Raw genomic sequence first — 13,502 nt, forward strand, 5'->3', positions numbered from 1 at the left:
TATGAAAAATGAGGCAAATAGCTTTTTTAAAGAAACTGATATCGAAATTTTAATTTCTACAATGAATCGAGATTCATTAGAATTTTTGATTCCGATGTTTCCTTATTCCCATTTTTCTGATTTTTCAATTTTAATAGTAAATCAAACCCAAAGCGAGCGAATTTTAACTTCGGCTTATTCGAATGTAAGAGTGGTAAACTCCTTTGAAAAGGGTTTGTCAAAAAGCAGAAACTTAGCTCTTGAAAATGCTCTCGGAAAAATTCTGGTCATTGCTGATGATGATGTCGTGTATCAGAATGGATTTTTGACCAAAATAATTGGCGCTTATAATAAATTTCCAGAAGCGGCTGCAATACATTTTTCGGCAGTAAATTTAAATGGAGATTTAATTAAAAAATATCCTTCTGATACTAAAGCTGATTTGAGTATTTTCGATATTTTAAATACGAGTTCAATAGAAGTAACCCTGAATAAAGAAGTTATTGTCGCATCTCAAATTCAATTTGATCAAAATTTTGGTTTAGGGGCAGTTTTCGAAATGGGAGAAGAAGCTATCTTTTTATCCGATTTGAAAGCAAAACAGAAACAGCTTGTTTTTGAACCGCAGATAATTGTAAAGCATGAAAGTCAGACTTCTTCGGTAAGGAAAAATGAAGAAGAAAAATATTATATTCAAGGAGCATTATTTACGAGAATGTTTAAAAAGAAATATGTTTTTTGGCTGTATCTCAAATTGTTTTTTGATTTAAAACAGAAAAAAATTAAACTAGAAAACATCAGAACCGTTTTAAAAAGTGCAAAAAGCGGACATAATAAATTTGAACAAATCCAAAATGGAAATACATAATAACGGAATCCAAATTATACCAATCCCTAAAATTGAGGAGCGAAGAGGAAATTTATCTGTAATAGAAAATGATACTATTCCTTTTGCCATAAAAAGGGTTTATTATTTATACGATGTGCCAGCGGGATCAGAAAGAGGCGGACACGCACATAAAGACCTTCAGCAGTTTTTAGTCGCTTTAAGCGGTAGTTTTGATGTAGTTTTAAACGACGGAAAAGAAGAGACAATTATTACTTTAAATAAACCGTATGAAGGACTCTTGATTAAATCTGGAATTTGGAGAGAGCTGCAAAATTTTTCTTCAGGTTCGATTTGTTTGGTTGTGGCTTCAGAAGTTTATATCGAAGAAGATTACATTCGGGATTTTGATGAATTTATGAAATATACTAATGGTAGATAGAAAAGTCAAATCCTATTCTTTTTAAAGCATTTTTTAGCCTTAAAAAAAAGCGTAAAAAAACAGCAGGCATTTTTAGTAAAAGCCGAACCGCTAAACTGCTATTTTTTTGATCAACATCTTTTAAATAAAAGTTCGCTTTTTCCTTATTTCCAAAAATACAATAGTGCAGACCATATTCTAGGCGGTATAAATCGAGAAAACTTTTAAGCGATGGGTTATCTTTTTCAGAAAGTCTGAATTGCTCAAAATCCATTAATTGCATTGAGTTTAAATGGTTTTTAGCAAGACTGTTTGGAATATTATTGTTATAAATTGCTGTTGTTTTATTGGTTAAGGCAACAGGGTATTTGATGCCAATTTTAGTCCACAGCTCTAAATCCTGACCGTTTGTTACTTCAGGCGTAAATCCTCCAATTTTTTCTAGAATTTGTTTAGGAATTGCCAAAGAAGAAGTCCATGTTATTCTAAAGGGCCTGTTGGAAAAAAAATAATCAGCTGCAATTCCTCTAAAAGATTGCTCAATTCCGTTGAAAAGAGTAGTTTGAAAGTGGTTTTTAGAAATTCTGATTTTATAACGTGAACAATAAATGCCACAATCTGGAAAATCATAATATAAATTGGCTAACTCCTGCAAATGATTCGGAAACCAAAAATCGTCTGCATCCATAAATGCAATCAGTTTTCCTTTTGATTTTTCTATTCCGAGATTTCGTGCAGTGGAAACACCCAGATTGTTTTGACTGTAAATTTGGATTCTGCCATCATTAAAACCCCGTGTCAAAGCTTCACCATTGTCAGTCGAACCGTCATTTATTACAATGATTTCATAATCAGTAAAAGTCTGGTTGAGAATGCTTTTGATTGTGTTTTCAATATGATTTGCCTTATTGAATAAAGGAATAACAACAGAAAAAAAGACCATAACAGTTTATTGTTTTAAATCGCAATAATAACCCAATTTATAAAAATCTAACAAATACAGATTAGGCTTTCTTGAAGTTAAATTGTTAAGTATTCGTTTTTTACTTCTTTTATATATCGATTTTAAAACTCCCGTTAAGCGAAGATTTTTTAGAAAGGCATAAATCTTACTGAGTTTAACGTCTTTAGAATCTATTTTTTCAGAAGAAATTAAGTCGTGAAGATTTTTAACGGCCTTTTCAGCTTTTTTGATAAAATCCAAATTCTCTTCATCATTATAATGAATCAGTGCATTCTCGATATGAGTAATAGAAACCGAATTCAACTGCAGCTTTTTTATGAAAACAAGATCTTCATAACCATATTCATGAATAAATTCTGGAAAAGGAAATTGCAAAAGAATGTCTTTTTTTAAAAGCAAATTCCAAGTAAGTACAAAATCATATTTGTTTTGAAGTCTTTGGTATAAAGTTTTTATTTCTCTGTTTCTGCCATATTTCCATCGAAGTATTTTTTCATTTGGAGGAATGCTATCAGGATATTTAACGCCTCCAAAGATTACTTCAGGCTTTTTTGATAGTAAATCGATATAATTTTTAAGATACGATTTGTTTTGCGGCAGAGCATCAGCTTCCATAATCAAGACATAATCATATTTTGATTTAGAGCATAATGAGTTGATGTTTCTGCCTCTTCCTAAATTTTCTTTATTGATAGAAAAAAAACAGTTTGCTAGAGAATTTATTTGATTGTTTTCGCTGCTGAAACTTACGCTAGCATCATCCTGAACAATGATTTCATATGTAATTCCTAAATTATCAGCCTGATGTTTAAGCTCTGAAACAAGTTTAAAAACATCATAATTGTAAACTGGAATTAAAATGGAAAGCATTACACGCTTCTTTGCACCACTTCGAAGATTCTTTCATCTTCACATTTTAAAGTCTTAGAAGGAAATTTCATCAATAAAGCATAATCGTGAGTTGCCATAATGACTGTTTTGCCTGCGGCATTAATAGCTTTTAGCACTTCCAATACTTCAGAACTGGTTTGAGGATCAAGGTTTCCTGTAGGTTCATCGGCCAAAATAAATTCTGGATCGTTAAGCAATGCTCTAGCAATTGCAACACGCTGCTGTTCTCCTCCAGAAAGCTGATGTGGCATTTTGTTTACAAAGTCTTTCATGCCTACCTTGTCCAAAACTTCATCAATTTTGTGATACATTGCATCTTTTTCATGCCAACCTGTAGCTTTTAACACAAAAAGCATATTATCTTTTATAGAACGGTCTGGAAGCAACTTAAAGTCTTGAAATACAATTCCGATCTTACGTCTCAAAAAAGGAATATCTTTTTCTTTTAGTGCGGCCAAATCAAATTCAACAATATGCCCTTCACCTTCAATTAGCGGTAAATCAGCATATAAAGTTTTTAGGAAACTACTTTTTCCAGAACCTGTTTTCCCGATAATGTAGATAAACTCACCATGCTTAACATCTAAATTAATGTGAGATATAATTTTTCTTCCTTCTTGATATATAGTGACTTCTTTAAGAGATAGTACGGTTTGTGACATAATAAAATTGGTTTGAATGGTAAAAGTAATAAGATAACGCTTGTATTCAAAATAAATTTGAATCATTTCTTAAGAAAAATTCTAGAAAAAGGAACGAAAATTTAAACCTTGTAAGTTATGCGGCTTCATTCTTATTTAATCTTATAAAAGTTGCTAGCTTATAATAACTTATCATTGCCTTTATCGTTAAGATTCGTTTTTTACAATGCGATTAAATGCTTATTGTCGAATATTTGTTCATAATAAAACCTCAAAACGTTTCGTTATAACCCGTATAAAATGATACATTTGAATACTAAATATTATTAAAATGCGTAAACTTTCCAGGTTCTTTTTATTCCAAATTATCCTTGCTTCGACTATAGCTTCGGCACAAAAATCGGCTATTTATACTTACGAATTAAAGGATTTTGACAAAGCACTGGCTTTATATAATGACAAGCAATATGCTTCGGCCCAATTGATTTTTGAAAAAGTAAAATATAATGCGACCAACGAAGAAGTTCAGTCTGATTGTGCGTACTATATTGCTAATTGTGCAATAAGAACCAATAAAGCAAATGCGGATGCTTTGGTAGAGCAATTTGTGAATGATTATCCAACGAGCACCAAACAAAATCAGGCTTACATTGAGGCGGCTCAGTATTTTTTCGAACAGGGAAATTATCCAAAAGCATTGCAATGGTTTGATAAAGTAGACGAAAGTTACATGAGTAAAACAGAATCGGATAAGTTTAACTTCATGAAAGGCTACAGCTATTTTAATGCTAAAAAGAAAAAAGAAGCCACCAATTATTTCAACAAAGTTGTCAATTCTAAAGAATACGGTTCTCAAGCCAAATATTACTTAGGTTTTATGGCATATGAGGGTGACGATTACAAAGAGGCGACCAAATATTTTGATGAGGTTTCTGGCGAAGAAAAATATAAAGAAAAACTGTCGTACTATCAGGCCGATATGAATTTCAAATTAGGGAATTTCCAAAAAGCGATTGATTTAGGATTGGTAGCCATGAACAAATCGAACGATATTGAAAAATCGGAGCTGAATAAAATTATTGGAGAAAGTTATTTTAACCTAAAACAATATGGCAAAGCAATTCCGTATTTAGAGCAGTATGCCGGTAAAAAAGGAAAGTGGAATAATACCGATTTCTATCAGTTAGGCTATGCATATTATGAACAGAAAGAGTATGAAAAAGCAATTTCTCAGTTTAATAAAATTATCGAAGGAAAAGATTTTGTGGCTCAGAATGCCTACTATCATTTAGGTTTAAGTTATTTAAATACAGGTAAAAAGCAGGAAGCTTTGAACGCTTTCAAGAATGCTTCTGAAATGGATTTCAATGCTCAGATTCAGGAAGATGCAGCTCTAAATTATGCTAAATTGAGTTACGATATCGGAAATGCCTATCAGGCCGTTCCGGGTATTTTGTTAGATTTCCTTAAAAAATATCCAAACAATTCAAGCCGTGCAGAAGTAGAAAAACTGCTGGTTGATTCTTATATTTCTTCTAAAAACTACAAAGAAGCATTGGTTTTATTAGAGAAAAATAGAACCTCTGAAAACAAAGCAGCATACCAAAAAGTGCTTTTTTATCGCGGTTTGGAATTATACAACGAATCGAATTATCAAGAAGCTGGTAAAATGTTCAAAAATGCTATCAGCGAACAAAAAACGCCTGAGTTTACTGCTCGTGCGACTTTCTGGAAAGCAGAAACAGAATATCTGAATGATGATATGCAAAATGCTTTGCTCACTTACAAGCAATTTGCCGGAATGGCCGCAGCAAAATCTACAGACGAGTATAAAAACATCAATTACAATATTGGCTACACGTATTTTAAATTGAAAGAATACGATCAGGCAGCAAACTCTTTTCAAGCTCAGATTGATAATTCGCCTTCAGACAAAAGCCGTTTAAACGATTCTTATCTGCGTTTGGGAGACTGCCGTTTTGTGACTTCAAAATACAGCGCGGCAAACGAGGCATACGCAAAAGCAATTGCTGCAAAAGGTGTAGATGCCGATTATGCGCAATTTCAAAAAGCGCTTTCTTATGGATTTATGTCAAATAATGCGAAGAAAGTTGATGAGTTGAATAATTTTCTTCAGATGTACAAAAAATCATCTTATAGAGATGATGCGTTATTCGAATTAGGAAATACTTACGTTGCGGAGAAGAAAAACGATCAGGCTTTAAAGGCTTATGATCAGTTGATTTCTGAATTTCAAAACGGATCTTTTACTTCAAAAGCCATCTTAAAACAAGGTCTGATTTATTATAATTCTGATCGTGACGAACAGGCTTTGACAAAATTCAAGAAAGTAGCTGCTGAATTTCCAAAAACTCCAGAAGCCCTAGAAGCAGTTGCAACAGCAAGATTGATTTATGTAGATTCTGGAAAAGTAGACGAATATGCGACTTGGGTACGTACGCTTGATTTTGTGGCTGTTACAGATGCAGAATTGGACAATGATACGTACGATGCGGCTTTCAAGCAATACAGTCAAAACAATTCAAAACAAGCTATTACAGGATTTTCGGGTTATATCGCAAAATTCCCGAACGGAATGCACGCGCTAGAAGCAAATTTCTATTTGGCGCAACTTACTTATGCAGAAGGTTCTGAAACAAAATCGATTGCTAATTATCAGTTTGTGATCGATCAGCCAAGAAATGAATTTACCGAACAGGCTTTAAACAGATTGGCTCAGATTCATTTGAAAGCAAAAGATTGTGATAAAGCAATTATGGTTTTAAAACGTTTAGAAAGCGAAGCAGATTATCCGCAGAACAAAACTTTCGCGCAAGCAAACCTAATGAAATGTTATTATGACAAAAAAGATTATGACAATTCGGTTACTGCGGCTGAAAAAGTTTTAGAAAACCCAAAATCTGATGCAGGAGTAAAAGCCGATGCGCAGATTATTGTAGCCAGAGCCGCGATTCAAACAGGAAATGAAGATAAAGCAAAAGCAGCTTACGCTAAATTACTTTCGACTTCAAAAGGAGAATTAGCTGCAGAAGCTTTATATTATGATGCATATTTTAAAACAAAAGAAGGAAAATTTGAAGCGTCAAACACTGCTGTGCAGAAATTGGCAAAAAGCTATTCTGCCTATAAATATTATGGAGCAAAAGGTTTGGTTCTGATGGCGAAAAACTTCTACGGATTAAAAGACAGCTATCAGGCAACTTATATTTTGGATAACGTAATCAACAATTTTACAGATTATCCAGATGTTGTAGAAGAGGCGAAAAAAGAATTGACGGCTATAAAAGCAGAAGAGTCAAAAACGAATTCGTCGATTAATAGATAAGAATGTTGTAGAAGAAAGAAGCAAGAAGGAAGATTTTGTAAAAGTCTTTCTTCTTGCCTCTTTAAATATAAAAGAAAGAAATGAGTTTACCTTTTTACATAGTTGATGTTTTTGCTGATAAAAAATACGCTGGAAATCAGTTGGCGGTTTTTTTGAATGCGGAAAATTTAAGTTCGAAAGAAATGCAGCAGATGGCACGCGAAATTAATTTTGCGGAAAGCACATTTGTGACGAAAATAGACAAAGAAAATAACAAAGCAGAGATAAGAATTTTTACTCCTGCTCACGAAATGCAGTTTGCGGGTCATCCGATCATTGGAACTTCTTGGGTTCTGATGAATAAGATTTTTGAGAATTCGCCTAATGAAATAAAACTAGAAGTTCCAATTGGACCAATTTCAATTAATAAAACAGAAGATTTGATTTGGCTAAAAGCAGCGCAACCGAAGTTTTGGGATACTTTTTCTAAAATAGATTTTACATTTTTCAGCAACCTGCAGGTAAGCGATTTCGAAAATCAGTTTCCAATTCAAGAAGTGACAACAGGAAGCGCTTTTGTGATGGTTGGATTAAGCAGTAAAAGAGCTTTGGAAAATTTGGTTTTAGATAAAGATAAAACAGATGAATGGATGAAACAGCACTGTAAAACAGATCATAGAGCTTTATATTTTTATTATTTAGAAGGAGAAAAATTATTTAGCAGAATGTTGTGCATTGAGCATAATCAATTGGTTGAAGATGCTGCTACGGGAAGTGCCAGCACCTGTTTGCAGGCTTTTCTTTTAAAATACCATAAACCTGAATTTGAATTGATAAATTATCAGGGAGATTACATTGGCCGTCCATCTGAAATCTATTTTAATGGAAAACTAAGCGATGATCAGTTTGATATTAGAATAGGAGGAAAAGCTCAATTTATTGCTAAAGGCGAATGGGAAGCTTAGAAATTAGATAATTAAGATAATTAGAAAATTAGATAATGTAAAGAGTGAAATGTCAAATGTGAAAGGTGAAATGTGAAAATAGCATATTTTACATTTCATGAACAACATTTCACAAAATAAAAGAAATATGAAATTAAATTGCCAGTATAAAATTATCGTTTTGCTAGTGTTATTTGTAGGCCAGTTTTCGATTGCCCAGAAGAAAAATGAGAGTATCGGAACTGAGACAGTAAACGTGGTAAAACCGTATTCGCCGACTATTTCAGATGCTTTTAAAGTAAAAGAAACGCCTTCGCTTGACGATAGCGGGAATCAGCCGAAAGAAGTGATTAAATACAGTATTTTGTCTGTTCCTGTGGCATCTACTTTTACGCCTTCAAAAGGAAAAGCAGAGGGAGTTGAGAAAGCTAAAAAAGAAAGATTATTTAATAATTATGCTACTTTAGGACTTGGAAATTACAGTACTTTGAATGGAGAATTGTTTGTAAACCAAGATTTAGGAAACAATGATTATGTGGCAGGAATGTTTCGCCATCATTCTTCTCAAGGCGGTATAAAAGATGTCGAATTGAATGATGAGTTTTATGATACGTCAATTAATGTAGGTTACGGCCAAAATAACAGAGATGTGACTTGGGGTGTCGATTTAGGGTATCAAAATCAGATTTACAATTGGTACGGACTTCCGTCAGATTTTGGTTCAACCATTCCAGACCAGCGTTATGATTTGGTAAACAGCATCAATCCAGATCATTCTTATAATACCATTTGGGTTGGGGGAAATGCTGAATTTACAGAAAGTATTTTTAGTAAACTTTCGGCAAAATTTACGCATTTTTCAGACAGCTATTCTTCCTCAGAAAATAGGTTTTTTGTCAAGCCAACTTTTACTGTTGATGTAATGGATCAGGCAATTAAAACAAATGTAATCGTGGATCATGTAAGCGGTTCTTTCAAAAATAATTATTTTCAAGACAATACAGAAGCTTTAAAATATAGTTTTACAAATGTTGGAATTGAACCAAGTTTTGTAATCAATGAAAATGAGTGGACTTTGGAATTGGGAGCGGGAATTTATTACAGTGCAGATTCTGAAAACAGCGGAAATAAATTCTATTTCTATCCAAAAGTAAATGCTTCTTACCGATTGGTTGGCGATTTAATGATTTTTTATACTGGTGTAAATGGAGCTTTAAACCAAAATTCATATGCAGATTTTGTCACAGATAATCCGTTTGTGTCTCCAACCCTAAATATGCGTCCGTCAAGCACGCAATATAATGTGTTTGCAGGTTTGAAAGGAAAATTGGCTAGCAATGTAAATTATAACTTGACAGCTTCTTATTTAAATGAAAAAGATAAAGCATTGTTTAAGGCAAATGATTATACAGAAGTAATTACAAATGAAGATTATGCTTTCGGAAACTCATTTGGGGTAGTGTATGAAGACATTAGAACTTTCCGTTTTTATGGAGAATTAAAAGCTGATTTTTCTCAAAATGTAACTTTTGGAATCAACGGAACCTTTAATAGCTACAATACTGATAACGCAGTTGAAGCATGGAATTTACCATCAATGAAATTAAGTTCGACTTTAGACGTTAATATTACAAAGCAGTGGTATGCTGGACTGAATGTATTTTATGTTGGAGAAAGAAAAGATATGCAGACAAATACTTCTTTAGGAATAGATGCTGCTCCAATTACTTTAAAAAGTTATTTTGATGCCAATGCGCACGTTGGTTATAAATTCAGCGAGCGTTTGACGTTTTTCTTAAAACTAAATAATATTGGAAATCAAGCTTATGAAAAATGGCTGAATTATCCAGTGCAAGGATTCCAAGTTTTAGGAGGTGCAAATTATAAGTTCGATTTTTAGGCGTATTGCCATAAAGATACCAAGGCACTAAAACATTTAAAATGAATGTGCCTTTTTTTTTTCAGCCATGAGCTCATGAATTTTTTGGAGTAGATTCGTGAATTCGTGGCTGTTTTTTTTAATTTTATAAAATGGAAATTACATTACGTCAAGAAAATAAAAATGATTTTCAAAGTGTTTTTCAATTGATAGAAAAAGCTTTTGAAAAGGAAGAATACAGCGATCATAAAGAGCAGTTTTTAGTAGAAAGACTTAGAAAATCAGATGCTTTTATTCCTGAGCTATCTATCGTTGCAGAACTTGACGGTAAAATTGTCGGTTATATTTTGTTTACCAAACTGAAAATAAAAAACGATTTAAATTCATTTGAATCTCTGGCACTCGCCCCAGTTTCGGTTTTGCCAGAATTTCAAGGAAAGGGAATTGGCTCAAAATTAATTTTGCATGGACATGAAATTGCAAAGGATTTAGGTTATAAATCGGTAATTTTACTAGGACATCAGGATTATTATCCAAGGTTTGGATATGAACTTTGTGAAAAATACAATATCAAAATGCCGTTTGATGTTCCAGCTGAAAATTGTATGGTTATTGCATTAACCGAAGATGGTTTAAAGAATGTAAATGGAGAAGTAGTTTATCCAAGTGTTTTTTTTGAATAAAAATTTAGACAAAGAAAAAAACCTTTGCACCTTTGTTCCTTAGAACCTCAGTACCTTTAAAAAAAAATGACTTTCAAAGAAAAAATATATTCCCACTACACTCAAATGGTTCAGGATCGAATTGATGTTTTTAGAGACATGATTTCTGGTCTAACCGAAGATTCAAAAAACGATGCCAAAGGCTCGGCAGGCGATAAACACGAAACAGCTCTGTCGATGATGCATATCGAGCAGGAAAAATTGACTAATAAATTAAAGGAAGCGCTAGAGCAAAAAGCAATTTTAGATAAAATAGATCCGCTTAAGACAACAGAAAATATTGTTTTAGGAAGCTTGGTAAAAGCAAACGGAATTTATTTGTACGTGAGTGTAGCTCTTCCGAAAATTGCAATTGATGGTATCAATGTTATTGCGCTTTCTCCGCAATCTCCCTTAGGAAATCATTTAATGGGAAATAAAGCGGGGTTTCAGTTTGAAATAAACAAGACGCATTATACTATTCAAAGCGTTGAGTAATGTATTCGTTTATGAACAACTTTGTCAAAGTTTCAAACTTTGACAAAGTTCTCTAAAGATTAGACATAAAGTAATTCCACACAGTTTATCATTTCGAACAAGAGCTGAGCGATAGCGAATAGGCGAAGCAAATCTTCGTAAACAACTACTTATTTTATTAAACATAGCCCGTGGTTTCAACCACGGGAAACGTATTGTATATATTGCTTCCCGCGGTTGAAACCGCGGGCTATATTTTAAAATTAATAATGCAAAAACTTTGTCGAACTACTTTTAAGGATTTTCTTTATTGGAATTAATACGTAATTGTATAAACAATAATTCCAGAACAGCTTTCTGTCTTCTCTTTACGAATTCTTCATTTAGATTTGAAATAACTTATAATTTAATTCAAAAAACCGTTTTAAACTTTAAATTTTAAAGCAGTTTTACACCTGAAATTAGAATTTTCAAGTTTAAACCTTTTTTTATTGTTTAAATTTTACATTTTGTATGTAAAAATTAAATTGTGGTTTAAAATTGTAATTGAAATTACCAAATGTGTTTTCTAATTGTAACTAATGCTCCATCTTTGCCCTATCAAATTAAAATTTAAAAAATAAAAATATAAAATTATGTGCGGAATTGTATGTGCCTTTGATCTTAAACAAAAAGCCGAAGCGTTAAGACCTCAAGTATTAGAAATGTCAAAAATCATTCGTCACCGTGGACCAGACTGGAGCGGGATTTTCAGCAATGATAAAGCGATTCTTTCTCATGAGCGTTTGGCAATTGTAGATCCAGCGTCCGGAAAACAGCCTTTATTTACAGAAGATAAAAAATTGGTTTTGGCTGCAAATGGTGAAATCTATAACCATAGAGACCTTCGCAAACAATTTGCTGGAAAATACAACTTTCAAACAGAAAGCGACTGCGAAGTTATTTTGGCGTTATACAAAGAAAAAGGAGCAGATTTCGTTGATGAATTAAACGGAATCTTCGGATTTGCAATTTATGATGTAGATAAAGATGAATATTTTGTAGCTCGTGACCATATGGGAATCATTCCATTATATATTGGATGGGATCAGCACGGAACTTTTTATGTAGCTTCTGAATTAAAAGCTCTTGAAGGATATTGTACAAAAATCGAATTATTCCCTCCAGGACATTATTTATCAAGTAAAGACGGTGAATTTGTGCAATGGTACAAAAGAGACTGGACAGAATATGATGCAGTAAAGGATAACGAAACAAGCATTCCTGAAATCAGAAAAGCATTGGAAGCTGCGGTTCACAGACAATTAATGAGTGATGTTCCTTACGGAGTTTTACTTTCAGGAGGTTTAGATTCTTCTATTACTTCGGCTGTGGCTAAGAAATTTGCTCAAAAAAGAATTGAGTCAGATGATACTACAGATGCTTGGTATCCGCAATTGCACTCTTTCTCAGTTGGTTTAGAAGGTTCACCAGATTTGGCTGCAGCAAGAAAAGTGGCAGATCATATCGGAACAATTCACCACGAAATTAAATTCACTATCCAAGAAGGATTAGATGCCGTTCGCGATGTAATTTACAACCTTGAAACGTATGATGTAACAACTGTAAGAGCTTCAACTCCAATGTGGTTAATGGCAAGAGTGATCAAATCTATGGGAATCAAAATGGTTCTTTCGGGAGAAGGAGCAGATGAGTTGTTCGGAGGATATTTATATTTCCATAAAGCGCCAAATGCTAAAGAATTCCACGAAGAAAACGTTCGTAAATTAGGAAAACTTCATATGTACGACTGCTTACGTGCAAACAAAAGTTTGGCTGCATGGGGAATTGAAGGTCGTGTACCGTTCTTGGATAAAGAATTTATGGATGTTGCAATGCGCATCAACCCGCAAGATAAAATGATCAACAAAGAGCATCCGATGGAAAAATGGGTAGTTCGTAAAGCTTTTGAAGATATGCTTCCAGAAAGTGTAGCATGGAGACAAAAAGAACAATTCTCTGATGGAGTTGGATACAGTTGGATTGATACTTTGAAGGAAGTGGTAGCAAGAGAAGTATCTGATGAGCAATTGGCAAATGCAAGATTTAAATTCCCATTGCAAACGCCAACTTCAAAAGAAGAGTACTACTATCGTTCAATTTTTACTGAACATTTCCCAAGTGATGCTGCAGCATTATGTGTGCCTCAAGAAGCAAGTGTGGCTTGCAGTACAAAAATCGCTTTGGAGTGGGACGAAGCTTTCAAAAACCTAAACGACCCATCAGGAAGAGCAGTAGCAAATGTTCACGATGATGCTTACGTTAAAGCGTAATTAAGTTTAAATTTTTAGAATTAGTATATATTGCGGAAAAACGTTCTCTTTTGAGAGCGTTTTTTTGTCTAGACTGTTAAAATAAGCATTAAGACCTTTCTAAGATTTGTTATTTGCGATTATTTAACTTTCTTTTAATATA

Annotated in this window: 11 protein-coding genes; 8 read left to right on the forward strand and 3 right to left on the reverse strand. The window is 33.4% G+C overall.

Annotated features, from left to right (window positions below):
* Position 1 precedes the first annotated feature (1 nt).
* The gene (locus N4T20_RS11240; RefSeq protein ID WP_260673084.1) at positions 2-847 is read left to right on the forward strand and encodes a glycosyltransferase family 2 protein; all 846 of its coding nucleotides are present in this window, start codon (positions 2-4) and stop codon (positions 845-847) included.
* Entirely contained in the window at positions 834-1,247 is a 414-nt protein-coding gene (locus N4T20_RS11245) for a sugar 3,4-ketoisomerase (RefSeq protein WP_260673085.1), read from the forward strand. Before N4T20_RS11240 ends, N4T20_RS11245 begins: the two co-directional genes overlap by 14 nt.
* Here N4T20_RS11245 and N4T20_RS11250 read toward each other — a convergent pair.
* The 3 genes from N4T20_RS11250 to N4T20_RS11260 are packed head-to-tail and all read right to left on the reverse strand — an operon-like array spanning position 1,234 to position 3,743.
* Entirely contained in the window at positions 1,234-2,169 is a 936-nt protein-coding gene (locus N4T20_RS11250; protein WP_260669252.1) for a glycosyltransferase family 2 protein, read from the reverse strand. The two genes, N4T20_RS11245 and N4T20_RS11250, sit on opposite strands and share 14 nt — an antisense overlap.
* Before the next feature lie 6 nt (positions 2,170-2,175).
* Positions 2,176-3,060 (reverse strand): glycosyltransferase family 2 protein, encoded by an 885-nt coding sequence (locus N4T20_RS11255; RefSeq protein WP_260669253.1) that lies wholly within the window; start codon positions 3,058-3,060, stop codon positions 2,176-2,178.
* Positions 3,060-3,743, reverse strand: a complete 684-nt coding sequence (locus N4T20_RS11260; protein ID WP_260669254.1) for a cell division ATP-binding protein FtsE — start codon at positions 3,741-3,743, stop codon at positions 3,060-3,062. Before N4T20_RS11260 ends, N4T20_RS11255 begins: the two co-directional genes overlap by 1 nt.
* Positions 3,744-4,053: 310 nt before the next feature.
* Here N4T20_RS11260 and N4T20_RS11265 point away from each other — a divergent pair, with 310 nt between their 5' ends.
* The 6 genes from N4T20_RS11265 (at position 4,054) to asnB (ending at position 13,360) form a co-directional block, all read left to right on the forward strand.
* Positions 4,054-7,068, forward strand: a complete 3,015-nt coding sequence (locus tag N4T20_RS11265) for a tetratricopeptide repeat protein (RefSeq protein ID WP_260669255.1) — start codon at positions 4,054-4,056, stop codon at positions 7,066-7,068.
* 80 nt (positions 7,069-7,148) lie between these two features.
* Positions 7,149-8,012 (forward strand): PhzF family phenazine biosynthesis protein, encoded by an 864-nt coding sequence (locus N4T20_RS11270; protein ID WP_260669256.1) that lies wholly within the window; start codon positions 7,149-7,151, stop codon positions 8,010-8,012.
* Positions 8,013-8,139: 127 nt separating this feature from the next.
* Complete coding sequence (locus N4T20_RS11275; protein ID WP_260669257.1) at positions 8,140-9,891, forward strand: TonB-dependent receptor; 1,752 nt, start codon at positions 8,140-8,142, stop codon at positions 9,889-9,891.
* Positions 9,892-10,022: 131 nt separating this feature from the next.
* Complete coding sequence (locus N4T20_RS11280; RefSeq protein WP_260669258.1) at positions 10,023-10,553, forward strand: GNAT family N-acetyltransferase; 531 nt, start codon at positions 10,023-10,025, stop codon at positions 10,551-10,553.
* A gap of 66 nt (positions 10,554-10,619) precedes the next feature.
* A complete protein-coding gene (locus N4T20_RS11285) occupies positions 10,620-11,069 on the forward strand; it encodes a hypothetical protein (RefSeq protein WP_260669259.1) in 450 nt (149 codons plus the stop codon).
* A 614-nt stretch (positions 11,070-11,683) separates the two neighbouring features.
* Positions 11,684-13,360, forward strand: coding sequence for an asparagine synthase B (gene asnB, locus N4T20_RS11290; RefSeq protein WP_260669260.1), 1,677 nt, complete (start codon positions 11,684-11,686; stop codon positions 13,358-13,360).
* Positions 13,361-13,502: the final 142 nt, after the last annotated feature.

It is taken from the genome of Flavobacterium sp. TR2, from assembly GCF_025252405.1.
Lineage (GTDB): Bacteria > Bacteroidota > Bacteroidia > Flavobacteriales > Flavobacteriaceae > Flavobacterium.